Origin of the sequence: Pseudomonas sp. AK181 (assembly GCF_051122975.1) — a bacterium.
In the GTDB taxonomy this organism is placed as follows: domain Bacteria; phylum Pseudomonadota; class Gammaproteobacteria; order Pseudomonadales; family Pseudomonadaceae; genus Aquipseudomonas; species Aquipseudomonas lactis.
The window spans coordinates 5,757,491-5,781,042 of sequence record NZ_CP146348.1 but is presented as its reverse complement, the minus strand read 5'-3'; the positions used below and the strand labels follow the sequence as shown (position 1 = coordinate 5,781,042).

Below are 23,552 nucleotides of genomic sequence, written 5' to 3'. Positions count from 1 at the left end.
CCACCTAACGTAATGTTCATGGCACCCAAGCGCGGCTAGACTGTCGAGCTGCCGACTCACTTGGGTGTCTGATGAACCTTCGCATAATCCTGATTCTGGGCGCCTTGAGCGCCTTCGCGCCGTTGGCGATCGATTTTTACCTGCCGGGCTTTCCGGCAATGGCTACAGCTTTTGCCACTGACGAAAAACATATCCAGCTGACTCTGGCCGTGTATTTCGCCGGCCTGGCCATTGGTCAATTGATCTATGGGCCGCTGGCCGACCGCTTTGGCCGACGTGTGCCGCTGCTCAGCGGCGTCACCCTGTTTACCCTCGCGTCTTTCGCTTGTGCGTATGCGCCGTCCCTGGAGTGGCTGATTGGTGCACGCTTCGTGCAGGCCCTTGGCGGGTGTGCGGGCATGGTGATTTCCCGGGCGGTGGTCAGTGACAAATGCGACGCCGTGGGTTCGGCCAAGGTGTATTCGCAACTGATGCTGGTGACCGGCCTGGCCCCGATCCTGGCGCCATTGGCCGGTGGCCTGATGGTCGGCGTGTGGGGCTGGCAGTCGATTTTCCTGGCGTTGTCGTTGTTCAGCGTGATGGCAGCCATCGCCGTGGCGGTCGGGTTGCCGGAAACCTTCCCGGCCGATCAGCCGCGCCAGCCGTTGTCGGGCTCGTTGCGCCGCTACGGCTCGCTACTGTCAGACCGGGTGTACCTGGGCTATGCCTTGACCGGCGGTATCTCGATTGCCGGGATGTTTGCCTACATCGCCGGCTCCCCCTTCGTGTTTATCAAGCTCTATGGCGTGCCGGCCGAGCATTACGGCTGGTTGTTCGGCTCCAACGCCGCGGGCTTTATCCTGGTGGCGCAACTGAACGCACGCTTGCTGGCCAAGCGCGGCCCGGCGTTTTTGCTGTCGCGCACCGTGTGGGTGTACGTGGCGGCGGCGTTGACGCTGTTGGCAATTGCCGCGTTGCGTACCGAGGCGCTATGGCCGTTGCTGGTGCCGTTGTTTATCTGCATCGCTAGCCTGGGCTGTATTTTGCCGAATACCTCGGCCTGTGCCATGAGCGGGCAGGGCGCTCGGGCCGGCAGCGCGTCGGCGTTGCTCGGTTGCATTCAGTTCGGCGTGGCGGCAGGCGCGGCGTCGTTGGTCGGTGTGTTGCACGACGGCACGGCGATGCCGATGGCCATGGTCATCAGCCTCTGCGGTGTGCTGGCGGTGACCATTGCCATGGCGACCCAGCGCCTGCAACGGGCAAGGGCCGTACAGGCGCAGGACTGAAGTTCGGCTCAGCCAGCGGAACGTTGCTGGTTGAGAGGGATGCGATGGGGCGCCTGGATCCGGGCTTGTAGCGTGTCGGCAAAAGCGCGGGCCTCGGCCTCACTGCGAAAGTTGATGGCCTCGCCGTCGAGACGAACTTGCCATTGGCTGCCGGGGGATTTTGCTAACGCTTTTATCAGGATTTTCATTGCTGACTTCCTCACGTAAAAGAATCGTGGCAAAGGCGGCCAATATAAACCTGAACGGGCGCATAGATATGACAAGGATCAACTCTCGGACTAATGGTGTCGTCCATTACCTACGTGAGTAACGGACGACACTGACAGCCGTTTTTTCAGAACCCTTCCAGCACGATCTTGCCCTTGGCCTTGCCGCTTTCCAGTAGGGCGTGGGCGCGGCGCAGGTTCGCCGCATTGATCACACCGAAGTGCTCGCCCACCGTGGTTTTCAGTGTGCCGGCGTCGATCAGTTCGGCCACGCGGTTGAGCAGGTTGTGCTGCTCGATCATGTCTGGGGTCTCGAACATCGAACGGGTGTACATGAACTCCCAGTGCAGCGACAGGCTCTTGCGCTTGAGCTTGCTTACATCCAGGGCCTTGGGGTCGTCGATCAACGCCAGCTTGCCTTGGGGTTGCAGCGCTTCGACCAGTTGGTCCAGGTGATGCTCGGTCTGGGTCAGGCTGGCAACGTGGGTGACTTGCCCGTGCCCGGCCTGTTTCAACGCTTCGCTCAGCGGTTGGCTGTGATCGATCACCACATGTGCACCCAGGGCCTTGGCCCATGCCTGGGTTTCGGGGCGTGAGGCGGTGCCGATGACCTTCAGCGCCGTGAGCTGGTTGGCCAGTTGAGTCAGGATCGACCCCACGCCACCGGCAGCGCCGACGATCAGCAGGCTCTGGCCTTGATCGTCTTTGCCTTCAGCGACCTGCAAACGTTCGAACAACAGCTCCCACGCGGTGATGGCAGTCAACGGCAGCGCGGCCGCTTCGGCAAACCCCAGGCTCTTGGGCATGTGGCCGACGATGCGCTCATCCACGGTGTGCAGTTCGCTGTTGCCGCCTGGGCGTACCAGGGAACCAGCGTAGTAGACCTTGTCGCCGGCCTTGAACAACGTCACGTCACTGCCGACCGCCTTGACCACACCAGCGACGTCCCAACCCAGCACCTTGGCGGCGCCATTTTCCGGGGCGACGTTGTGGCGCACCTTGGTGTCCACCGGGTTGACCGAGATGGCTTTGACTTCTACCAACAGGTCACGGGGGCCGGCCACGGGGGCTGGTAGTTCGATGTCTTGCAGGGATTTGGGATCGTTGATCGGCAGTGAGGTGTAGTAGGCGATGGCTTTCATGATGGCTCCAAGTGAATACGGTCAAGGTAGGAGCGAGCTTGCTCGCGAAAACCCCAAGGACGGCGCGTTAAACCGGAAACACCGCGTCATCGTTAACGCTTTTCGCGAGCAAGCTCGCTCCTACAAAAAAAGGCGGGATCAGGCGAGAAACTTCAGGCGCTTGAGTTCGAAGTGCTCGATCACATCGGCGGCCTTGGTGCGAAAGCTCTGGATATGCGCGCTCTGGTCGTGATCGGCCAGCGCCGCGTCGTCGCTCCAGCGCTCGAGCATGTAGAAGGTTTCGGGGTGTTGCAGGTCTTGGTGCAGGTCGTACTGCTCGCAACCGGCTTCCAGGCGGGTCGGTTCCAGCAGGCCGCGCAACAGGGTTTCCAGGGTGGCGTGCTGGCCGGGTTTGGCGATCAGCGTGGCGATGACATTAAAAGCGGTGGACATAGTCGACTCCTGGCACGGGCTAACGGGATGGGCAGATGATTGGCTATTTCCCACGCCGATAAAAGCGGCTAAAACAGCAGGCTGTTTCAACCAAATATTGATAATGAGCGGGAATGCATGCTGCGTTTTGATGATTTGCAGTTGTTTGTGCGGGCCGCAGACTTGGGCAGCCTGTCGGCCGCGGCGCGGGTCATGGACTTGTCGCCGGCGGTGGCCAGCGCCGCGCTCAAGCGTATCGAACAGCAGTTGGGCACACGCTTGCTGGCGCGCTCAACCCGCAGCCTGCGCTTGACGGCCGAAGGCGAGGGCTTCCTGGAGTACGCGCGGGCGTCATTGAGTGCGCTGGATGAAGGGCGGCGCCTATTGGCCAGTGGCCAGGATCACGTCAGTGGTGTGCTGCAATTGTCGGCACCCTCGGATTTTGGTCGCAACCAACTGTTGCCGTGGCTGGATGCGTTCCAGCAGGAGCATCCGCAACTGAACGTGCGCCTGTTGCTCGGTGATCGCATCGCCGACCTTTTCCGCCAGCCCGTCGACATTGCCCTGCGCTACGGCGAACCCGAAGACTCCAGCCTGATTGCGCTGCCCATCGCCCCGGACAATATTCGCGTACTCTGCGCCGCGCCCAGTTACCTAGCACGGCATGGCGAGCCGCGCCATCTGGAACAACTGGCCCAGCACAATTGCCTGCTGTACATGCTCGGCAGCCGCATCCACGACCATTGGGGTTTTTACGATGGCAAGCGTCATGTAAGCCTGACGGTCAGCGGCGATCGCTTCAGCGATGACGCCGATGTGGTGCGCCGCTGGGCGGTGGCGGGTATGGGCATTGCCTACAAGTCGTGGCTGGATGTGAGCACCGATGTGTTGGCCGGGCGCTTGCGTTTGATCCTGCCGGAACTGCAGGGCGAGCGCACACCGCTCAACTTGCTGTGCGCCCACCGTGCGCAACTAAGTAAACCTATCAATCTGCTGCGGGACATGCTCGTGTCCCGTTGTGCGACATTGACCGCGCAGCGACCGCGGTGAATGGGTTCTCGGCAATAGCCTGCGCCACGCTCGGAAGTTTCACTCATATCCTGTCCTGATCTGCACTGTCAGACGCCGCGGAACCTATTGCCTGCGCACCTATACTTGGGCGTCAACCGCAGCAGAAAAATGGTTTAACAGGGAGTGAATACATGGGAGCAGCACCTTGCATCAGTCAGATCGCCAGCTTGCTCGCCGAGCCTAAACGCACGGCCATGCTCTGGGCCTTGATGGACGGTTCGGCGAAGTCTTCAGAAGAACTGGCGGCTCTGGCCGAGTTGTCGCCAGCGTCAGCCAATGCGCATTTGGCGCGGCTGACCGGCAGCGGCCTGTTGCGGATCGAGGCGCGGCGGGGGCGGCGCCTGTTTCGGGTAGCGGCCGCCGATGTCAGTGCCGCCATCGATGCGCTGGCCAGCACCACCATGGCCAGCGCGGCCCGCAGCACCCCGGATGTGTTGCCGCCGGCACTGCGGGCACCGCCGTTGCTGCGCCGTGCCCGCTGGTGCCACGGCCACCTCGGCGGCGAGCTGGCGGCGCAGCTGTATCAACGGATGCTGGAGGCCGGATGGATCGAGCGCCATGAGCGGCGTACCGAAGTGACGCCCAAGGGCGTGCAGGCGTTGGCGGAACTGGGCATTTTCACCCAGGCACTGGCTTCGCCGCTGGCCTGCGACTGCTTCGACTGGAGCCAGCAGCAACCCCACCTGGGCGGTGCGTTGGGGGCGGGCTTGATGCAGCTGTTTTTGCAGGCGAACTGGATCAGCGTGATCAACGAATCTCGGGCCTTGTCTGTCACTGATGTGGGGCTCGAGCACATAGCCCGCATCGCCAAACTGTAGGAGCGAGCTTGCTCGCGAAAAACTCGAGTGCGCCGCTTTGTATCCAGATGCCCCGCGTTATCGTTAACGAACTTCGCGAGCGAGCTCGCTCCTACAGGTGCTGGCGTCGCTCTCAGGTGTTGTCAGGTCGCATCCAGCAATAGCCGGCGCAAACGATGTCGCACACTCGTAACGGGGATTTTTCATACGAGGGGTGCGGCATGGGTAGGCAGGGTTATAGCGCGGCGGAACGCCTGGAACGGTTGCCCATCAGCGGTTACCACCGAATCATTTTCATCATCATCGCCCTGGCGTTTTTTTTCGACTCCATGGACCTGGCGATGATGACCTTCCTGTTGGGCTCGATCAAAACCGAGTTTGGCCTGAGCACGGCCCAGGCCGGGTTGCTGGTCAGTTCGAGTTTTTTCGGCATGGTGGTGGGCGCTTCGCTGTCCGGGATGCTTGCTGATCGCTTCGGGCGCAAGCCGGTGTTTCAGTGGAGCATCGTACTTTGGGGCCTGGCGAGCTACTTGTGTTCCACGGCGCAGACGGTGGAGACGCTGACGTTGTTTCGGATCTTGCTGGGCATTGGCATGGGCATGGAGTTTCCCATTGCCCAGTCGATGCTCTCGGAACTGATCCCCGCCAAGCGGCGCGGGCGTTACATCGCCTTGATGGATGGTTTCTGGCCGTTGGGTTTTGTGGCCGCGGGTGTGTTGTCTTACTTCTTGTTGCCGGTAATTGGCTGGCGCGACATCTTCCTGGTGTTGGCGATACCGGCGGTGTTTGTGTTGGCTATCCGTTTCTTTATCCCGGAGTCGCCGCGTTGGCTGGAACAGGCGGGGCGCCATGAGGCGGCAAACAAGGTGTTGCTGGGCATCGAGCAGAAGGTGCGCGATTCCCTGGGCCGCGCCGACTTGCCGGAGCCGATTGCCCTGCCACGGATTGAGAGTGCGCCGGGGACGTTTTTCTCGGCGTTCCAGCAGTTGTGGTCGGCGCAGTACCGCCAACGCACGATGATGATCTGGAGTGTGTGGTTCTTCGCCCTGCTTGGGTTCTACGGGCTGACGTCGTGGTTGAGTGCGTTGTTGCAGCAATCGGGTTTTGCTGTGACCCAGTCGGTGTATTACACGGTGATCATTTCCCTGGGCGGGATCCCAGGCTTTCTGATGGCCGCGTGGTTGGTCGAGCGCTGGGGGCGCAAGCCCGTGTGCGTAGTCACCTTATTGGGCGGCGGGGTGATGGCGTTTCTGTATGGGCAGAGCGCAGTGTTTGGCGGCAACGTGGGCCTGCTGATCACCTCGGGGTTGTTGATGCAGTTCTTCCTGTTTGGCATGTGGGCGGTGCTGTACACCTACACGCCGGAGTTGTATCCCACCTCGGCACGTGCGACCGGCTCGGGGTTTGCGTCGGCGATTGGGCGGGTTGGCTCGTTGCTCGGGCCGTTGGTGACCGGGTTGGTGTTCCCGATAACCGGGCAGGGCGGGGTATTTGCCTTGGGCGCGCTGTGCTTTGCGGTGGCGGCGCTGGTGGTGTGGCTGTTCGGGATGGAGACCAAAGGCAAGACCCTGGAAGAACTCACCCAGGCTTGAAGCTGATGGGGCCATGTGGGAGCCGGGCTTGCCCGCGATAGCGGTAGGTCAGGCAGTAAGAGGCTGGCTGATGCACCGCTATCGCAGGCAAGCCAGCTCCCACAGGTTGAGTCCAGGTCTATTCAGTTATGGCTTCACGAGCCGCGCATCCAGGCTGTTTTGCGCCAGGCGTGTGGCCTGGTCCTGGGTCATGCCCAGGCTGGTGTACAGCGCATGGAAGTTCTCGGTGACATAGCCGCCGAAGTACGCCGGGTCATCCGAGTTCACGGTGACCTTCACGCCCCGCTCGAGCATGTCGAGGATGTTGTGCTGGGCCATGTCGTCGAACACGCAGAGCTTGGTGTTGGACAGCGGGCATACCGTCAGCGGGATCTGCTCGTCGATGATGCGCTGCATCAAGCGCTCGTCTTCGATGGCGCGTACGCCATGGTCGATGCGCTGGATTTTCAGCAGGTCGATGGCTTCCCAGATGTACTCGGGTGGGCCTTCTTCACCGGCGTGGGCCACGGTCAAAAAGCCTTCGTGACGGGCACGGTCGAACACGCGCTGGAACTTGCTCGGTGGGTGACCCATTTCCGAGCTGTCCAGGCCCACGGCCACGAACGCGTCACGGAACGGCAGCGCCTGGTCGAGGGTTTTCTGCGCTTCGTCTTCGCTCAGGTGGCGCAGGAAGCTTAGGATCAAACCGCTGGTGATGCCCAGTTGCTGCTCACCGTCTTTGAGTGCAGCGGCGATGCCGTTGAGCACCACTTCGAACGGCACGCCACGGTCGGTGTGGGTTTGCGGGTCGAAGAAGGGTTCGGTGTGGATCACGTTCTGGGCCTTGCAGCGCAGCAGGTAGGCCCAGGTCAGGTCGTAGAAGTCCTGGGACGTGCGCAGCACATCGGCGCCCTTGTAATACAGGTCGAGAAACTCTTGCAGGTTGTTGAAGGCGTAGGCCTTGCGCAGGGTTTCGACGTCGTTCCATGGCAGCGCAATCTTGTTGCGCTCGGCCAGGGCGAACAGCAGCTCAGGCTCCAGCGAGCCTTCCAGGTGCAGGTGCAATTCAGCCTTGGGCAGGGCGTTGAGCCAATCGTACATTTTTAACATCTCATCAGGTGCAATGGCGGCATTCTACAGGCCATGGCTGAAATAATCGGCAAAACCTGACCAGCAGGAGAGTATTTCTGTCACTCACGCAAGGGCGGCCTGAACTAAGGTGTAACGAAACGTTAGCGGCTCGGCGCAGTCTGTACCCCATCAAAGACTGATTTGTTGTACGAAAAGGCCCGGAATGCTCACATCCCTCAAGCAAGAAAAATTCATGCTGCTGGCGCTGATTGCCGCCATTGCCGCCTACCCGCTGGAACACTGGATGCTCCACAGCGGCCAACTGGTTGCGCTGCTGGCCGGCTTCGCGCTGATCGCGTTTATCGTGATGGCATCGATGCGCGTGGCTCATCATGCCGAGCAGTTGGCGGAAAAAGTCGGCGACCCCTACGGCACCATGATCCTGACCCTCGCCGCGGTATTGGTGGAAGTGGTCATCCTGGCGATCATGATGAGCAACGAGCCATCACCCACCCTGGTGCGCGACACCATTTACTCGGCGGTGATGCTCGATATCAACGGTATCCTCGGCTTGGCCGCGTTGATGGGCGGCATCAAGCATGGTGAGCAGTCCTATAACGATGACTCGGCGCGCACCTACAGTGTGATGATCCTTACCGCCATGGGCGTGTCGATGGTGGTGCCTGAATTTATCCCCGAAGCCGACTGGAAAATTTACTCGGCCTTCACCATTGGCGCGATGGTGGTGCTTTACACCTTGTTCCTGCGCATGCAGGTGGGGCCGCACAGTTATTTCTTCAGCTACAGCTACCCGGAAAAACGCCGCAAGAAACAGCCGGAAGACGAGCACGCGCCGTCTGTCAGCCTGACGTTTTCCATTGCAACCCTGGTGTTTGGGGTGATCGTGATTGGCGCGCTGGCCGAGGTGATGTCCAAGACCCTCGACCTGGGCCTGGAAGGCACCGGCGCACCGCCGGTGATTACCGCGATTGTGGTGGCGGCTATCTCGGCCGCGCCGGAAATCCTCACGGCACTGCGCGCCGCCTTGGCCAACCGCATGCAGTCGGTGGTCAACATCGCGCTGGGGGCTTCGTTGTCCACGGTGATCCTGACGGTGCCGGTGATGGAAGCCATGGCGCTCTATACCGGGCAGCCGTTCCAGATGGCGATGACGCCGGTGCAAACGGTGATGGTGTTTATCACGCTGATCGTCAGCGCGATCAACCTCAACGATGGTGAAACCAATGCGATTGAAGGGATGACGCATTTTGTGTTGTTTGCGACCTTTATCATGCTGTCGCTGTTGGGGCTGTAACCCGATTTGAAAGGGGCCGCAGATCCAATGTGGGAGCCGGTTTTTGGGGGCGCTACGTACCCCAGCGGGAGCAAGCTCCCTCGCCACAGAAGCCCGCTCCCACATTTTTGATGGGTGCCTGGCTTAGGTGCCCGCGATCAACTGGCGCGCTGCCTGGCTGTGATCGGCGATCAAGCCCTTGAGGTCAAGGCCTTCGACTTGTCCATCGATCACCCGCCATTGACCCGCGATCATCACCCGGTCTGCCCGATCCGCACCGCACAACAGCAGCGCTGAAATCGGATCGTGGCTGCCGGAGAAGCGCAGTTCATCGAGCTTGAACAACGCCAGGTCGGCCTGTTTGCCGACGGCCAACTCGCCAATGTCCGTGCGCCCCAGCAACTGCGCCGAGCCCTTGGTGGCCCAGCCCAATACGCCTTCGGGGGTGATCTTTTCCGCGCCATAACGCAGGCGCTGGATGTACAGGGCCTGGCGCGCTTCAAGGATCATGTTCGAGGCGTCGTTGGAGGCCGAGCCGTCTACGCCCAAGCCGATTGGGGCGCCGGCGGCCAGCAGGTCCAGGGTAGGGCAGATGCCGGAGGCCAGGCGCATATTCGAACTTGGGCAATGGCAAATGCCGGTGCCGGCGGCGCCCAGGCGCTCGATTTCGTCCGGGTTGAAGTGAATGCCATGGGCCAGCCAGGTGCGCGGGCCGAGCCAGCCGACGCTGTCGAGGTAATCCACGGTACGCAGCCCGAAGCGTTGCAGGCAGAAATCTTCCTCATCGAGGGTTTCCGCCAAGTGGGTGTGCAGGCGCACGTCCAGCTGGTTGGCCAGCTCGGCACTGGCTTGCATGATTTCGGGGGTGACGGAAAACGGCGAGCACGGCGCCAGGGCGATCTGGATCTGCGCGCCGTCACCGCGCTGGTGATATTCGCGGATCAGGCGCTGGCTGTCGTCGAGGATCACCTGGCCTTGCTGCACGGTTTGCTGCGGCGGCAGGCCGCCATCGGCTTCGCCCAGGCTCATGGAACCGCGGGTGAGCATGGCGCGCATGCCCAGTTCGCGCACGGTCTCGACCTGCACATCAATGGCGTTTTCCAAACCATCGGGGAACAGGTAATGGTGATCGGCTGCCGTGGTGCAGCCCGAGAGCAGCAACTCGGCCAAGGCGACTTTGCTGGCCAGGGCGAGTTTTTCCGGGGTGAGCCGCGCCCATACCGGGTACAGGGTTTTCAGCCAGGGAAACAGCGGTTGGTTGACCACCGGGCCCCAGGCACGGGTCAGGGTTTGATAGAAGTGGTGGTGGGTGTTGATCAGCCCAGGCAGCACCACATGCTCGCGGGCATCGAACACCTGGGCGCAAGGCTGCGCAGGCGCTTGCCCTTGGGCCAGCACTTCGGTGATGACACCGTCTTGCAGCACCAGGCCGCCACGGGCATCGAGGCCATTGGCAGTGAAAATCGCGAGGGGGTTTTTTAACCAGATACGGGTCGCAGGCATTGGCCGGCTCCTCTGAATGATGGGTTCAGGTTTGCCAGCTCAGTGTTGCCCTGTCTGCTGATCCAGGGTCGCCGGGGAGGGCGAGGTGGGCAGTTTACCTCTGTGGGAGCGAGCTTGCTCGCGAAAAATCGTCAGGATGACGCGGGCAGTCTGGTTTGACGCGGTGCCTGGGCGTTTTTCGCGAGCAAGCTCGCTCCTACAGTTTGGGTGTTACCAGGCGATGGTGTCGCCTTTGTAGTCGACGAAGTGATGGCCGCCTTTGCCGGTGTAGGCATTTACCTGGTCCACCAGGCCGCGCACGCTGGTCTCGACGTCGATGTGGGCGTTTTCACCGCCCATGTCGGTCTTCACCCAACCTGGATGCAGCGATAGCACCGTGGGTTTGGGCTCGCCCAGTTGCGTGATAAAGCTGTTTTTCATCGAATTGAGGGCGGCCTTGCTGGCCTTGTACAGCGCCAGGTCCGAGCCGTCGGGAATGGTCACGCTGCCCAGTACCGAACTCATGAAGGCCAGTACGCCGGTGTCTTTGCGGATCTGCCCGACAAAACGCTGGGCCAGGTTGATCGGCGCCACGGCGTTGGTGAAGAACAACTGGCCGACTTCCGCCAGGGTCGCGTGGCCGGGCTCCTGGTTGGCCGGGCCCTTGACGCCGGCGTTGACGAATAGCAGGTCAAAGGTGCGGTCTTTCAGGCGTTGGGCCAGGGCGATCACGGCTTGCTGATCGTCCATATCCAACTTCTCGGTCTGCACCGGCCCCACGGCTTTCAGGGCATCGGCCTTGTTCGGATCGCGCACGGTGGCGGTCACGTCCCAGCCGTCCTGGAGCAGTTGCTTGACCAGGCCAAGGCCCAGCCCGCGCGAGGCGCCGATGATCAGTGCGGTTTTTGGCGTAGACATGAAAGGCTTCCTTTGAAATCGCGGTTCAGGGAGTTCAGCGCATAACAGTAGCAGTTTCAGCGTTCGAGCAGGATGCGCCCACGGCTCAGGTCGGCGAGCTGGGTTTGCAGGGTGTCGATGTGCGCCTCTCCCAGGGCGAGTTGCAGCTCAACGCCGTTGGCGGTGAAGGTTTCTTCCACCACAAGCCCGCCGAGTTCCGCGACACGCAGCTTCACCAGGTTCAGTTCGGAGAAGCCACAGGCGCAGCTCAGGGGGACGCGGCTGATCAGCTCGATGCGTTCGGCATTCTGCAGGCATTTATTGGCCCCGCCGCCATAGGCGCGGGCCAATCCACCCGTGCCCAGTTGAATGCCGCCGTACCAGCGGATTACCAAGACGGCCACCTGATCAAAGCCCTGGGCCTCGATGGCCGCGAGTATCGGGCGCCCGGCGGTGCCGCCGGGTTCGCCGTCATCGCTGCTGCGGTATTGATCGCCCAGCTTCCAGGCCCAGCAGTTGTGCGTGGCGTTGAGGTCGCTGTGCTGCTCGAAAAACGCCTGGGCGTCCTGCGGGCTGGTAATCGGCGCTGCCAAGGTGATAAAGCGGCTCTTGCGTATTTCTTCACGAAACTCGCAAAAACCGGTGAGCGTAAAAGACATAAATCGCTTCGTTTATAGGGCTGGCTTGATGCCGCAGCCTTTGAGAATGATATGGATCAGGTTGGTGCCGGCATCTTCCATGTCTTGCTTGGTCAGCTTGGTGCGACCGGTAACACGGCAGATCTGGGTGGCGAAGTCAGCGTAGTGCTGGGTGCTGCCCCACAGCAGGAAGATCAGGTGCACGGGGTCGACGGGGTCCATTTTTCCGGCGTCGATCCAGGCCTGGAACACCGCGGCACGGCCACTGAACCAGGCCCGATAGTCCTGGCCGAAATATTCAGTGAGGCATTCGCCACCGCTGATGATCTCCATGGCGAAGATCCGCGAGGCTTGGGGCTGGCGGCGCGAGAATTCCATCTTGGTGCGGATGTAACGAGCGAGCGCCACGGCCGGGTCATCTTCGGCGGTCAGCGCGTTGAAGGTGCTGTCCCACAGTTCGAGGATATTGCTCAGCACCGCGACGTACAGGCCCAGCTTGTTGGTGAAATAGTAGTGCAAGTTGGCCTTGGGCAACCCGGCACTGGCAGCGATGGTGTTCATGCTGGTGCCTTTGTAGCCATGGCGCGCGAATTCATCTTCAGCAGCCTGGAGAATCGCTTGTTCGTTCTTTTGCCGAATGCGGCTGGCGGGTTTACCGGCGTGGTTGCTGTGGGCAGGAACTTCGAGGCTCATGGAGGTTTCCGTGCTGATCGAGAGAGACGACGTGTGCACAGATAACCCACCCTCAAGCCTCAGACAAGTCCTGATGCAATAAAACCGTCAAAGCGGTTCCAGGCTGTCGCGTTCCGGGTTGTGGTTTGCGGCGGCGGTACGTGCCTTGGCCTCCGGCAGTAACAGGCACAACACAATGGCGGTGATGCCGCCGCTGGTGATGGCGGAGTCGAACAGGTTCTGCACCAGAGTCGGCATCAGGTGCAGCAGGTTGGGTTGCGCGGCGATACCCAGGCCAACGCCGAACGAGGTGGCGATGATCAGCATGCTGCGTCGGTCCAGCGGCGCCTGGGCGAGGATGCGCACGCCAGCCGCGGCCACGCTGCCGAACATCACCAGGGTGGCGCCGCCCAATACCGGCTTGGGGATTTGCTGCAGCACGGCGCCGATCAGCGGAAACAGGCCCAGACAGAACAGCAACACGCCGATGTATAAACCGACGTAACGGCTAGCCACGCCGGTGAGTTGGATCACGCCATTGTTCTGCGCAAACGTGGTGTTGGGGAAGGCGCTGAAGGTGGCGGCGATCATGCAGCTCACCCCATCGCCGAGCACGCCGCCCTTGAGCCGGCTTATATAAGAAGGGCCGCTGATGGGCTGGCGGGCAATCATGCAATTGGCGGTGAGGTCGCCGACGGTTTCGATGCTGCTGATCAGATAAATCAGCGCAATCGGCAGGAAGGCGCTCCAGTCGAAGTTGAAACCAAAGCGGAAGGGCGTAGGCAGGCTGACCAGTGGCAGGTCAGGCAAAGCCTGGGGAACAAGTTTGCCACTGAACCACGCCGCCAGGCTGCCCAGGGCCAGGCCGATGATGATGGCCGACAAACGTACCCAGGGCGTGTTCGAGCGGTTGAGCAGGATGATCGTCAAAACCACGAACAGGCCCAGCGCCAGGTTGGCGGGGGCGCCGAAGTCCGGTGCATTGAAGCCGCCGCCCAGGTCGGTGATGCCCACTTTGATCAGGCTGATGCCGATCAGTGTGATCACAATTCCGGTTACCAGTGGTGTGATCACGCGGCGCAGTTGGCCGATAAAGCGGCTCAATACAATCTGCACCGCCGCACCGAAGAAGCACACGCCGAAAATCATCGCCAGAATGTCTTCCGGGCTGCCACCGCGTTGCTTTACCAGAAAGCCTGCCGACAACACTGCGCCAAGAAACGCAAAGCTGGTGCCTTGCAGGCAGATCATGCCGGCACCGATGCCAAACGGCCTGCGTGCCTGGATGAAGGTGCCTACACCGGAAACCATCAACGCCATGCTGATCAGGTAGGGCAGGTGAGCGGTGAGGCCGAGGGTGGAGCCAATGATCAGTGGCGGCGTGATGATGCCGACGAATGCCGCCAGTACATGTTGCAGGGCCGCGAGTAGAGCAGGCAGTGGTTTCGGGCGGTCATTGAGACCGTAGATCAGGTCGCTGGGGCTGGAGGATTCTGGGGGCATGGCGGGTCAACTCAAGGCGAACGGTTCAAGGTCCTTGAGCTCTTGCAAAAAGCTGTCCAGGTGCTCAGCTTTTTGTATAACGCCCGATTTAGCGGGTGGCGGCCAGGCTTTCGAGGAAACTTTCCAGCACCAAATGAGGGCGACGGCCCTTGCGCGTGACCGATGCCAGGCTCAAATCGTAAAAACGTGTAGCCGGTTTCAGCGCACGCAGTCGGCCTTGTTGCACCCACAGGCTGGCGTAATGATCGGGCAAGTAGCCGATATAGCGCCCGGTGAGAATCAGGAACGCCATGCCTTCACGGTCTGAGGCGCTGGCGGTGCAGTTGAGCGCCTGGTAATGGGCCTGGATCTCCGCGGGCAAGCGGAAGGTGGGGGCGATGGCGTCCTGGCTGTCGATGCGTTCGTCGTCGAGTTGCTTGTTGTCGGCGTAAAACAGCGGGTGGCCGACCGCGCAATAGAGCAAGGAGCGTTCGCTGTACAGCGGCTGGTATTCCAGGCCCGACAGTGCGCTGGCCTGGGGCACCACACCGACGTGCAGGCGACCGTCGAGTACACCTTGCTCCACTTCATTGGGGGCGATCATGCGGATCTGGATCTGCACGTCCGGACCGCGTTCCTTCAACTGCGCCAATGCGTGGGTGATACGCATATGGGGCAGAGTGACGAGGTTATCGGTGAGGCCAATGATCAACTCGCCGCGCAAATGTTGGTGCAGGCCGTTGACCTCGGTACGAAAACTTTCCAGGGCACTCAGCAGTTGCAGGGCAGATTGATAGACCTCGCGGCCTTCTTCTGTCAGAGAGAACCCGGCGCGGCCGCGTTGGCACAGCCTTAGCCCGAGCCGTTGCTCAAGGTCGCTCATCTGCTGGCTGATGGCCGAGCGCCCGATGCCAAGGACAGTTTCCGCTGCCGAGAAGCCGCCGCACTCCACCACGCTGCGAAAGATGCGCAGCAGGCGAATATCGAAGTCACTGACTTGCGCCAAAGGGTCGGGACGACGGCTGCTCATAGTTTAGTGAAGTCCTGACTGAAGGTTAGAAGAGTTGGATTTCATTGACTTTATCCCCGTGGCAATTTAGCTGCAACAACGCTTTTTCAATCCCGACGCTGCCTTTTGCCCTGCGAGGTTTTGCTGATGAACATGCCCGAAAACGCCCCATCGTCCCTGGCCAGCCAATTAAAGCTGGATGCGCACTGGATGCCTTACACCGCCAACCGTAACTTCCAGCGCGATCCACGCCTGATCGTGGCCGCCGAAGGTAGCTGGTTGACCGATGACAAGGGGCGCAAGGTCTATGATTCGTTGTCGGGCCTGTGGACCTGCGGCGCCGGGCATACGCGCAAGGAAATCCAGGAAGCGGTCGCCAAGCAATTGGGCACCTTGGACTACTCCCCAGGCTTTCAGTACGGTCATCCGTTGTCCTTCCAGTTGGCGGAAAAGATCACCGACCTGACCCCAGGCAACCTCAATCATGTGTTCTTTACCGACTCGGGCTCTGAATGCGCCGATACAGCGGTGAAGATGGTGCGGGCCTACTGGCGCCTGAAAGGCCAGGCCACCAAGACCAAGATGATTGGTCGCGCCCGGGGTTACCACGGCGTGAACATCGCCGGTACCAGCCTGGGCGGTGTGAACGGTAACCGTAAGCTGTTTGGCCAGGCGATGATGGATGTCGACCATCTGCCTCACACCTTGCTGGCCAGCAACGCCTTCTCCCGGGGCATGCCGGAGCAGGGCGGTATTGCCTTGGCCGATGAGTTGCTCAAGCTGATCGAGCTGCATGACGCGTCGAACATCGCAGCCGTGTTTGTCGAGCCGATGGCCGGTTCCGCTGGCGTATTGGTGCCACCGCAGGGTTATCTCAAGCGCCTGCGCGAAATTTGCGACCAGCACAATATCCTGTTGGTGTTCGACGAAGTGATCACAGGCTTTGGCCGCACCGGCTCGATGTTCGGTGCTGACAGCTTCGGCGTGACCCCGGACCTGATGTGCATCGCCAAGCAAGTCACCAACGGTGCTATCCCGATGGGTGCGGTGATTGCCAGCAGCGAGATCTACCAGACCTTCATGAACCAGGCGACGCCGGAATACGCTGTGGAATTCCCCCACGGCTACACCTACTCGGCGCACCCGGTGGCTTGCGCGGCGGGCCTGGCGGCATTGGACCTGTTGCAGAAAGAAAACCTGGTGCAGAGCGTGGCTGAAGTCGCGCCGCACTTTGAGAATGCGCTGCACGGTTTGAAGGGCAGCAAGAATGTGATCGACATTCGCAACTACGGCCTGGCCGGTGCGATCCAGATTGCCCCGCGTGATGGGGATGCCATCGTGCGCCCATTCGAAGCCGGCATGGCGCTGTGGAAGGCCGGTTTCTATGTGCGTTTTGGCGGCGACACCCTGCAGTTCGGGCCAACCTTCAACAGCAAGCCGCAGGACCTGGACCGTCTGTTTGACGCGGTCGGCGAAGTGCTGAACAAGATCGACTGATTTCTCCTTCTATATAGAACAATTTTTCAGGAGCCCTGCATGAGCCTTATCCAGCATTTGATCAACGGTGAACTGGTCAACGACAGCGGTCGTAGTGCCGACGTCTATAACCCGTCTACCGGCCAGGTGATTCACCAGGTGCCGTTGGCCAGCCGTGAAACCATTCAACAGGCGATTGATTCGGCCAAGGCGGCGTTTCCGGCCTGGCGCAATACGCCGCCGGCCAAGCGTGCCCAAGTGATGTTCCGTTTTAAGCAACTGCTGGAGCAGAACGAAGCGCGGATCTCGCAGTTGATCAGCGAAGAACATGGCAAGACCCTGGAAGATGCTGCGGGTGAGCTTAAGCGTGGGATCGAGAACGTGGAGTACGCGTGCTCGGCGCCGGAGATTCTCAAGGGTGAATACAGCCGCAACGTAGGGCCGAACATTGACGCATGGTCGGACTTCCAGCCGTTGGGCGTGGTGGCGGGTATCACCCCGTTCAACTTCCCGGCGATGGTGCCGCTGTGGATGTACCCGCTAGCGATTGTCTGCGGTAACTGTTTCATCCTTAAACCTTCAGAGCGCGACCCAAGTTCGACGTTGTTGATCGCGCAGCTGTTGCAGGAAGCCGGGCTGCCTAAAGGCGTGCTCAGTGTGGTGCATGGCGATAAGGGCGCGGTGGATGCACTGATCGAAGCGCCGGAAGTCAAAGCCTTGAGCTTTGTAGGCTCGACGCCGATTGCCGAGTACATCTACTCCGAAGCGACCAAACGCGGCAAGCGCGTGCAGGCGCTGGGCGGGGCGAAGAACCACGCGGTGCTGATGCCGGATGCCGATCTGGATAACGCGGTGAGTGCCCTGATGGGCGCAGCTTATGGTTCCTGCGGTGAGCGTTGCATGGCGATCTCGGTGGCTGTGTGCGTGGGCGACCAGATAGCGGATGCGTTGATCGCCAAGCTGGTGCCGCAGGTCAAGGCGTTGAAGATTGGTGCGGGCACGTCTTGCGGCCTGGATATGGGCCCGTTGGTGACGGGGCAGGCGCGGGATAAAGTCAGTGGCTATATAGAAGACGGTGTGTCGGCGGGCGCAGAGCTGGTTGTTGATGGCCGTGGCTTGAGTGTTGCCGGGCATGAGCAGGGATTCTTCCTCGGCGGTAGCCTGTTTGATCGCGTCACGCCTGAGATGCGTATCTATAAAGAAGAGATCTTTGGGCCAGTGCTGTGCGTAGTACGGGTGGATAGCCTGGAGGCGGCGATGCAACTGATCAACGATCATGAATACGGCAACGGTACTTGTATCTTCACCCGTGACGGTGAAGCGGCGCGTCTGTTCTGTGATGAGATTGAAGTCGGCATGGTGGGGGTTAACGTTCCGCTGCCAGTGCCGGTTGCGTATCACAGCTTCGGTGGTTGGAAGCGCTCGCTGTTTGGCGATTTGCATGCTTACGGGCCGGACGGGGTGCGGTTCTATACCCGTCGCAAGGCGATCACCCAGCGTTGGCCGCAACGGGCCAGCCATGAAGCGTCGCAATTCGCCTTCCCTAGCCTGTAAGGCCCGGTAGGTAGAAGGCCGGCCCCTTGGGGCCGGCCTTTGCGTTATTGGGGCATTTTTGACCTATATGACAGAAATGTGAAAAAGAAGGTTGACGGCAGATTCTGGAAGCCTATAATTCGCCCCACTTCCGGCGCAGTCGAAACGGAAAACTCCTTGGTAAACAATGAGTTACGCAGTTCTCGACAGCAAGTTGCTTCAGTTCATCGAAGCCAAAAGGAAGTTGAAAAAGAGGTGTTGACAGCAGCGTGTAACGCTGTAGAATTCGCCTCCCGCTTACGAGAGATCGCAAGCGCAAGTGGTTGAAGTTGTTGAAGAATTCTTCGAAAACTTCTGAAAATAACCACTTGACAGCAAGTGAGGCTGCTGTAGAATGCGCGCCTCGGTTGAGACGAAAGATCTTAACCAACCGCTCTTTAACAACTGAATCAAGCAATTCGTGTGGGTGCTTGTGGAGTCAGACTGATAGTCAGCAAGATTATCAGCATCACAAGTTACTCCGCGAGAAATCAAAGATGTAACCAACGATTGCTGAGCCAAGTTTAGGGTTTCTTAAAAACCCAAAGATGTTTGAACTGAAGAGTTTGATCATGGCTCAGATTGAACGCTGGCGGCAGGCCTAACACATGCAAGTCGAGCGGTAGAGAGAAGCTTGCTTCTCTTGAGAGCGGCGGACGGGTGAGTAATGCCTAGGAATCTGCCTGGTAGTGGGGGATAACGTTCGGAAACGGACGCTAATACCGCATACGTCCTACGGGAGAAAGCAGGGGACCTTCGGGCCTTGCGCTATCAGATGAGCCTAGGTCGGATTAGCTAGTTGGTGAGGTAATGGCTCACCAAGGCGACGATCCGTAACTGGTCTGAGAGGATGATCAGTCACACTGGAACTGAGACACGGTCCAGACTCCTACGGGAGGCAGCAGTGGGGAATATTGGACAATGGGCGAAAGCCTGATCCAGCCATGCCGCGTGTGTGAAGAAGGTCTTCGGATTGTAAAGCACTTTAAGTTGGGAGGAAGGGTTGTAGATTAATACTCTGCAATTTTGACGTTACCGACAGAATAAGCACCGGCTAACTCTGTGCCAGCAGCCGCGGTAATACAGAGGGTGCAAGCGTTAATCGGAATTACTGGGCGTAAAGCGCGCGTAGGTGGTTTGTTAAGTTGGATGTGAAATCCCCGGGCTCAACCTGGGAACTGCATTCAAAACTGACTGACTAGAGTATGGTAGAGGGTGGTGGAATTTCCTGTGTAGCGGTGAAATGCGTAGATATAGGAAGGAACACCAGTGGCGAAGGCGACCACCTGGACTAATACTGACACTGAGGTGCGAAAGCGTGGGGAGCAAACAGGATTAGATACCCTGGTAGTCCACGCCGTAAACGATGTCAACTAGCCGTTGGAAGCCTTGAGCTTTTAGTGGCGCAGCTAACGCATTAAGTTGACCGCCTGGGGAGTACGGCCGCAAGGTTAAAACTCAAATGAATTGACGGGGGCCCGCACAAGCGGTGGAGCATGTGGTTTAATTCGAAGCAACGCGAAGAACCTTACCAGGCCTTGACATCCAATGAACTTTCTAGAGATAGATTGGTGCCTTCGGGAACATTGAGACAGGTGCTGCATGGCTGTCGTCAGCTCGTGTCGTGAGATGTTGGGTTAAGTCCCGTAACGAGCGCAACCCTTGTCCTTAGTTACCAGCACGTAATGGTGGGCACTCTAAGGAGACTGCCGGTGACAAACCGGAGGAAGGTGGGGATGACGTCAAGTCATCATGGCCCTTACGGCCTGGGCTACACACGTGCTACAATGGTCGGTACAGAGGGTTGCCAAGCCGCGAGGTGGAGCTAATCCCATAAAACCGATCGTAGTCCGGATCGCAGTCTGCAACTCGACTGCGTGAAGTCGGAATCGCTAGTAATCGCGAATCAGAATGTCGCGGTGAATACGTTCCCGGGCCTTGTACACACCGCCCGTCACACCATGGGAGTGGGTTGCACCAGAAGTAGCTAGTCTAACCTTCGGGAGGACGGTTACCACGGTGTGATTCATGACTGGGGTGAAGTCGTAACAAGGTAGCCGTAGGGGAACCTGCGGCTGGATCACCTCCTTAATCGACGACATCAGCTGCTCCATAAGTTCCCACACGAATTGCTTGATTCATTGAAGAAGACGAAAAGAAGCAGCCCGAAATTGGGTCTGTAGCTCAGTTGGTTAGAGCGCACCCCTGATAAGGGTGAGGTCGGCAGTTCGAATCTGCCCAGACCCACCAATTTTGTGTGGGAAACGCCTGTAGAAATACGGGGCCATAGCTCAGCTGGGAGAGCGCCTGCCTTGCACGCAGGAGGTCAACGGTTCGATCCCGTTTGGCTCCACCACTACTGCTTCTGTTTGTATAAAGCTTAGAAATGAGCATTCCATCGTTGTGATGGTGAATGTTGATTTCTAGTCTTTGACTAGTTCGTTCTTTAAAAATTTGGGTATGTGATAGAAAGATAGACTGAACGTTACTTTCACTGGTAACGGATCAGGCTAAGGTAAAATTTGTGAGTTCTCTTAACTGAGAAATTCGAATTTTCGGCGAATGTCGTCTTCACAGTATAACCAGATTGCTTGGGGTTATATGGTCAAGTGAAGAAGCGCATACGGTGGATGCCTTGGCAGTCAGAGGCGATGAAAGACGTGGTAGCCTGCGAAAAGCTTCGGGGAGTCGGCAAACAGACTTTGATCCGGAGATGTCTGAATGGGGGAACCCAGCCATCATAAGATGGTTATCTTGTACTGAATACATAGGTGCAAGAAGCGAACCAGGGGAACTGAAACATCTAAGTACCCTGAGGAAAAGAAATCAACCGAGATTCCCTTAGTAGTGGCGAGCGAACGGGGACTAGCCCTTAAGTGGCTTTGAGATTAGCGGAACGCTCTGGAAAGTGCGGCCATAGTGGGTGATAGCCCTGTACGCGAAAATCTCTTAGTCATGAAATCGAGTAGGACGGAGCACGAGAAACTTTGTCTGAATATGGGGGGACCATCCTCCAAGGCTAAATACTACTGACTGACCGATAGTGAACTAGTACCGTGAGGGAAAGGCGAAAAGAACCCCGGAGAGGGGAGTGAAATAGATCCTGAAACCGTATGCGTACAAGCAGTGGGAGCCCACTTTGTTGGGTGACTGCGTACCTTTTGTATAATGGGTCAGCGACTTATTTTCAGTGGCGAGCTTAACCGAATAGGGGAGGCGTAGCGAAAGCGAGTCTTAATAGGGCGTCTAGTCGCTGGGAATAGACCCGAAACCGGGCGATCTATCCATGGGCAGGTTGAAGGTTGGGTAACACTAACTGGAGGACCGAACCGACTACCGTTGAAAAGTTAGCGGATGACCTGTGGATCGGAGTGAAAGGCTAATCAAGCTCGGAGATAGCTGGTTCTCCTCGAAAGCTATTTAGGTAGCGCCTCATGTATCACTGTAGGGGGTAGAGCACTGTTTCGGCTAGGGGGTCATCCCGACTTACCAAACCGATGCAAACTCCGAATACCTACAAGTGCCGAGCATGGGAGACACACGGCGGGTGCTAACGTCCGTCGTGAAAAGGGAAACAACCCAGACCGTCAGCTAAGGTCCCAAAGTTATGGTTAAGTGGGAAACGATGTGGGAAGGCTTAGACAGCTAGGAGGTTGGCTTAGAAGCAGCCACCCTTTAAAGAAAGCGTAATAGCTCACTAGTCGAGTCGGCCTGCGCGGAAGATGTAACGGGGCTCAAACCATACACCGAAGCTACGGGTATCACGTAAGTGATGCGGTAGAGGAGCGTTCTGTAAGCCTGTGAAGGTGAGTTGAGAAGCTTGCTGGAGGTATCAGAAGTGCGAATGCTGACATGAGTAACGATAATGGGTGTGAAAAACACCCACGCCGAAAGACCAAGGTTTCCTGCGCAACGTTAATCGACGCAGGGTTAGTCGGTCCCTAAGGCGAGGCTGAAAAGCGTAGTCGATGGAAAACAGGTTAATATTCCTGTACTTCTGGTTATTGCGATGGAGGGACGGAGAAGGCTAGGCCAGCTTGGCGTTGGTTGTCCAAGTTTAAGGTGGTAGGCTGGAATCTTAGGTAAATCCGGGATTCTAAGGCCGAGAGCTGATGACGAGTTACCTTTTAGGTAACGAAGTGGTTGATGCCATGCTTCCAAGAAAAGCTTCTAAGCTTCAGGTAACCAGGAACCGTACCCCAAACCGACACAGGTGGTTGGGTAGAGAATACCAAGGCGCTTGAGAGAACTCGGGTGAAGGAACTAGGCAAAATGGCACCGTAACTTCGGGAGAAGGTGCGCCGGTGAGGGTGAAGGACTTGCTCCGTAAGCTCATGCCGGTCGAAGATACCAGGCCGCTGCGACTGTTTATTAAAAACACAGCACTCTGCAAACACGAAAGTGGACGTATAGGGTGTGACGCCTGCCCGGTGCCGGAAGGTTAATTGATGGGGTTAGCTAACGCGAAGCTCTTGATCGAAGCCCCGGTAAACGGCGGCCGTAACTATAACGGTCCTAAGGTAGCGAAATTCCTTGTCGGGTAAGTTCCGACCTGCACGAATGGCGTAACGATGGCGGCGCTGTCTCCACCCGAGACTCAGTGAAATTGAAATCGCTGTGAAGATGCAGTGTATCCGCGGCTAGACGGAAAGACCCCGTGAACCTTTACTATAGCTTTGCACTGGACTTTGAATTTGCTTGTGTAGGATAGGTGGGAGGCTTTGAAGCGTGGACGCCAGTCTGCGTGGAGCCATCCTTGAAATACCACCCTGGCAACTTTGAGGTTCTAACTCAGGTCCGTTATCCGGATCGAGGACAGTGTATGGTGGGTAGTTTGACTGGGGCGGTCTCCTCCTAAAGAGTAACGGAGGAGTACGAAGGTGCGCTCAGACCGGTCGGAAATCGGTCGTAGAGTATAAAGGCAAAAGCGCGCTTGACTGCGAGACAGACACGTCGAGCAGGTACGAAAGTAGGTCTTAGTGATCCGGTGGTTCTGTATGGAAGGGCCATCGCTCAACGGATAAAAGGTACTCCGGGGATAACAGGCTGATACCGCCCAAGAGTTCATATCGACGGCGGTGTTTGGCACCTCGATGTCGGCTCATCACATCCTGGGGCTGAAGCCGGTCCCAAGGGTATGGCTGTTCGCCATTTAAAGTGGTACGCGAGCTGGGTTTAGAACGTCGTGAGACAGTTCGGTCCCTATCTGCCGTGGACGTTTGAGATTTGAGAGGGGCTGCTCCTAGTACGAGAGGACCGGAGTGGACGAACCTCTGGTGTTCCGGTTGTCACGCCAGTGGCATTGCCGGGTAGCTATGTTCGGAATAGATAACCGCTGAAAGCATCTAAGCGGGAAACTAGCCTCAAGATGAGATCTCACTGGAACCTTGAGTTCCCTAAAGGGCCGTCGAAGACTACGACGTTGATAGGTTGGGTGTGTAAGCGCTGTGAGGCGTTGAGCTAACCAATACTAATTGCCCGTGAGGCTTGACCATA

17 protein-coding genes, 2 tRNA genes and 2 rRNA genes are annotated in these 23,552 nt (G+C 58.6%); 11 read left to right on the top strand and 10 right to left on the bottom strand.

The features are described 5' to 3' along the window. Nucleotides 1-71 precede the first annotated feature (71 nt). Complete coding sequence (locus V8689_RS26485; RefSeq protein WP_056782850.1) at nt 72-1,265, top strand: multidrug effflux MFS transporter; 1,194 nt, start codon at nt 72-74, stop codon at nt 1,263-1,265. A gap of 8 nt (nt 1,266-1,273) precedes the next feature. On the opposite strand, the gene V8689_RS26480 is transcribed toward V8689_RS26485, so the two are convergent. The 3 genes from V8689_RS26480 to V8689_RS26470 all read right to left on the bottom strand — a co-directional run bounded on the left by V8689_RS26480 (nt 1,274) and on the right by V8689_RS26470 (nt 3,045). Continuing rightward, complete coding sequence (locus tag V8689_RS26480; RefSeq protein ID WP_056782853.1) at nt 1,274-1,453, bottom strand: hypothetical protein; 180 nt, start codon at nt 1,451-1,453, stop codon at nt 1,274-1,276. Between the two features lie 146 nt (nt 1,454-1,599). After that, on the bottom strand, nt 1,600-2,613 hold the full coding sequence (locus tag V8689_RS26475; RefSeq protein ID WP_056782855.1) for a zinc-binding alcohol dehydrogenase family protein: 1,014 nt from the start codon (nt 2,611-2,613) through the stop codon (nt 1,600-1,602). 138 nt (nt 2,614-2,751) lie between these two features. Next, a complete protein-coding gene (locus V8689_RS26470; protein ID WP_056782856.1) occupies nt 2,752-3,045 on the bottom strand; it encodes a putative quinol monooxygenase in 294 nt (97 codons plus the stop codon). A 117-nt stretch (nt 3,046-3,162) separates the two neighbouring features. Here V8689_RS26470 and V8689_RS26465 point away from each other — a divergent pair, with 117 nt between their 5' ends. The 3 genes from V8689_RS26465 (at nt 3,163) to V8689_RS26455 (ending at nt 6,484) form a co-directional block, all read left to right on the top strand. After that, entirely contained in the window at nt 3,163-4,074 is a 912-nt protein-coding gene (locus tag V8689_RS26465) for a LysR family transcriptional regulator (protein WP_056782858.1), read from the top strand. Between the two features lie 152 nt (nt 4,075-4,226). Continuing rightward, the gene (locus V8689_RS26460) at nt 4,227-4,913 is read left to right on the top strand and encodes an ArsR/SmtB family transcription factor (protein WP_056782860.1); all 687 of its coding nucleotides are present in this window, start codon (nt 4,227-4,229) and stop codon (nt 4,911-4,913) included. A gap of 200 nt (nt 4,914-5,113) precedes the next feature. Next, nucleotides 5,114-6,484, top strand: a complete 1,371-nt coding sequence (locus V8689_RS26455; RefSeq protein ID WP_056782862.1) for an MFS transporter — start codon at nt 5,114-5,116, stop codon at nt 6,482-6,484. A gap of 126 nt (nt 6,485-6,610) precedes the next feature. On the opposite strand, the gene V8689_RS26450 is transcribed toward V8689_RS26455, so the two are convergent. After that, a complete protein-coding gene (locus V8689_RS26450) occupies nt 6,611-7,564 on the bottom strand; it encodes an adenosine deaminase (RefSeq protein WP_032893723.1) in 954 nt (317 codons plus the stop codon). Nucleotides 7,565-7,757: 193 nt separating this feature from the next. Here V8689_RS26450 and V8689_RS26445 point away from each other — a divergent pair, with 193 nt between their 5' ends. Further along, a complete protein-coding gene (locus V8689_RS26445) occupies nt 7,758-8,849 on the top strand; it encodes a calcium:proton antiporter (protein ID WP_003188263.1) in 1,092 nt (363 codons plus the stop codon). Between the two features lie 123 nt (nt 8,850-8,972). Here V8689_RS26445 and V8689_RS26440 read toward each other — a convergent pair whose 3' ends face one another. From V8689_RS26440 to V8689_RS26415, 6 genes are all read right to left on the bottom strand, one after another. Next, a complete protein-coding gene (locus V8689_RS26440; protein ID WP_032893722.1) occupies nt 8,973-10,331 on the bottom strand; it encodes an 8-oxoguanine deaminase in 1,359 nt (452 codons plus the stop codon). Between the two features lie 210 nt (nt 10,332-10,541). Next, nucleotides 10,542-11,228 (bottom strand): SDR family oxidoreductase, encoded by a 687-nt coding sequence (locus V8689_RS26435; protein WP_434520649.1) that lies wholly within the window; start codon nt 11,226-11,228, stop codon nt 10,542-10,544. 56 nt (nt 11,229-11,284) lie between these two features. After that, complete coding sequence (locus V8689_RS26430) at nt 11,285-11,866, bottom strand: IMPACT family protein (protein ID WP_044275476.1); 582 nt, start codon at nt 11,864-11,866, stop codon at nt 11,285-11,287. A 12-nt stretch (nt 11,867-11,878) separates the two neighbouring features. Next, entirely contained in the window at nt 11,879-12,538 is a 660-nt protein-coding gene (locus V8689_RS26425; RefSeq protein WP_014716776.1) for a TetR/AcrR family transcriptional regulator, read from the bottom strand. Between the two features lie 87 nt (nt 12,539-12,625). Next, nucleotides 12,626-14,020, bottom strand: a complete 1,395-nt coding sequence (locus tag V8689_RS26420; RefSeq protein ID WP_056782863.1) for a uracil-xanthine permease family protein — start codon at nt 14,018-14,020, stop codon at nt 12,626-12,628. 88 nt (nt 14,021-14,108) lie between these two features. Then, on the bottom strand, nt 14,109-15,029 hold the full coding sequence (locus V8689_RS26415; RefSeq protein WP_003188270.1) for a LysR family transcriptional regulator: 921 nt from the start codon (nt 15,027-15,029) through the stop codon (nt 14,109-14,111). Between the two features lie 126 nt (nt 15,030-15,155). Between V8689_RS26415 and V8689_RS26410 the strand changes: the two genes are divergently transcribed. The 6 genes from V8689_RS26410 (at nt 15,156) to V8689_RS26385 (ending at nt 23,551) form a co-directional block, all read left to right on the top strand. Continuing rightward, a complete protein-coding gene (locus tag V8689_RS26410) occupies nt 15,156-16,505 on the top strand; it encodes an aspartate aminotransferase family protein (protein ID WP_003188272.1) in 1,350 nt (449 codons plus the stop codon). A 39-nt stretch (nt 16,506-16,544) separates the two neighbouring features. Continuing rightward, nucleotides 16,545-18,038, top strand: coding sequence for a CoA-acylating methylmalonate-semialdehyde dehydrogenase (locus V8689_RS26405; protein WP_056782865.1), 1,494 nt, complete (start codon nt 16,545-16,547; stop codon nt 18,036-18,038). A 572-nt stretch (nt 18,039-18,610) separates the two neighbouring features. Next, nucleotides 18,611-20,147 (top strand): 16S ribosomal RNA (locus V8689_RS26400). An 82-nt stretch (nt 20,148-20,229) separates the two neighbouring features. Further along, nucleotides 20,230-20,306, top strand: a tRNA-Ile gene (locus tag V8689_RS26395). Nucleotides 20,307-20,336: 30 nt separating this feature from the next. Continuing rightward, nucleotides 20,337-20,412 (top strand) — tRNA-Ala (locus V8689_RS26390). Nucleotides 20,413-20,659: 247 nt separating this feature from the next. Beyond that, nucleotides 20,660-23,551: ribosomal RNA gene (locus V8689_RS26385) — 23S ribosomal RNA — on the top strand. The 16S and 23S rRNA genes sit together here with 2 tRNA genes alongside, the layout of an rRNA operon. The last annotated feature ends 1 nt before the right edge of the window (nt 23,552 follow it).

Coding starts and splice junctions, on each gene's coding strand:
- V8689_RS26485 (WP_056782850.1), top strand. CDS start 72: ATGAACCTTCGCATAATCCTGATTCTGGGCGCCTTGAGCGCCTTCGCG.
- V8689_RS26480 (WP_056782853.1), bottom strand. CDS start 1,453: ATGAAAATCCTGATAAAAGCGTTAGCAAAATCCCCCGGCAGCCAATGG.
- V8689_RS26475 (WP_056782855.1), bottom strand. CDS start 2,613: ATGAAAGCCATCGCCTACTACACCTCACTGCCGATCAACGATCCCAAA.
- V8689_RS26470 (WP_056782856.1), bottom strand. CDS start 3,045: ATGTCCACCGCTTTTAATGTCATCGCCACGCTGATCGCCAAACCCGGC.
- V8689_RS26465 (WP_056782858.1), top strand. CDS start 3,163: ATGCTGCGTTTTGATGATTTGCAGTTGTTTGTGCGGGCCGCAGACTTG.
- V8689_RS26460 (WP_056782860.1), top strand. CDS start 4,227: ATGGGAGCAGCACCTTGCATCAGTCAGATCGCCAGCTTGCTCGCCGAG.
- V8689_RS26455 (WP_056782862.1), top strand. CDS start 5,114: ATGGGTAGGCAGGGTTATAGCGCGGCGGAACGCCTGGAACGGTTGCCC.
- V8689_RS26450 (WP_032893723.1), bottom strand. CDS start 7,564: ATGTACGATTGGCTCAACGCCCTGCCCAAGGCTGAATTGCACCTGCAC.
- V8689_RS26445 (WP_003188263.1), top strand. CDS start 7,758: ATGCTCACATCCCTCAAGCAAGAAAAATTCATGCTGCTGGCGCTGATT.
- V8689_RS26440 (WP_032893722.1), bottom strand. CDS start 10,331: ATGCCTGCGACCCGTATCTGGTTAAAAAACCCCCTCGCGATTTTCACT.
- V8689_RS26435 (WP_434520649.1), bottom strand. CDS start 11,228: ATGTCTACGCCAAAAACCGCACTGATCATCGGCGCCTCGCGCGGGCTG.
- V8689_RS26430 (WP_044275476.1), bottom strand. CDS start 11,866: ATGTCTTTTACGCTCACCGGTTTTTGCGAGTTTCGTGAAGAAATACGC.
- V8689_RS26425 (WP_014716776.1), bottom strand. CDS start 12,538: ATGAGCCTCGAAGTTCCTGCCCACAGCAACCACGCCGGTAAACCCGCC.
- V8689_RS26420 (WP_056782863.1), bottom strand. CDS start 14,020: ATGCCCCCAGAATCCTCCAGCCCCAGCGACCTGATCTACGGTCTCAAT.
- V8689_RS26415 (WP_003188270.1), bottom strand. CDS start 15,029: ATGAGCAGCCGTCGTCCCGACCCTTTGGCGCAAGTCAGTGACTTCGAT.
- V8689_RS26410 (WP_003188272.1), top strand. CDS start 15,156: ATGAACATGCCCGAAAACGCCCCATCGTCCCTGGCCAGCCAATTAAAG.
- V8689_RS26405 (WP_056782865.1), top strand. CDS start 16,545: ATGAGCCTTATCCAGCATTTGATCAACGGTGAACTGGTCAACGACAGC.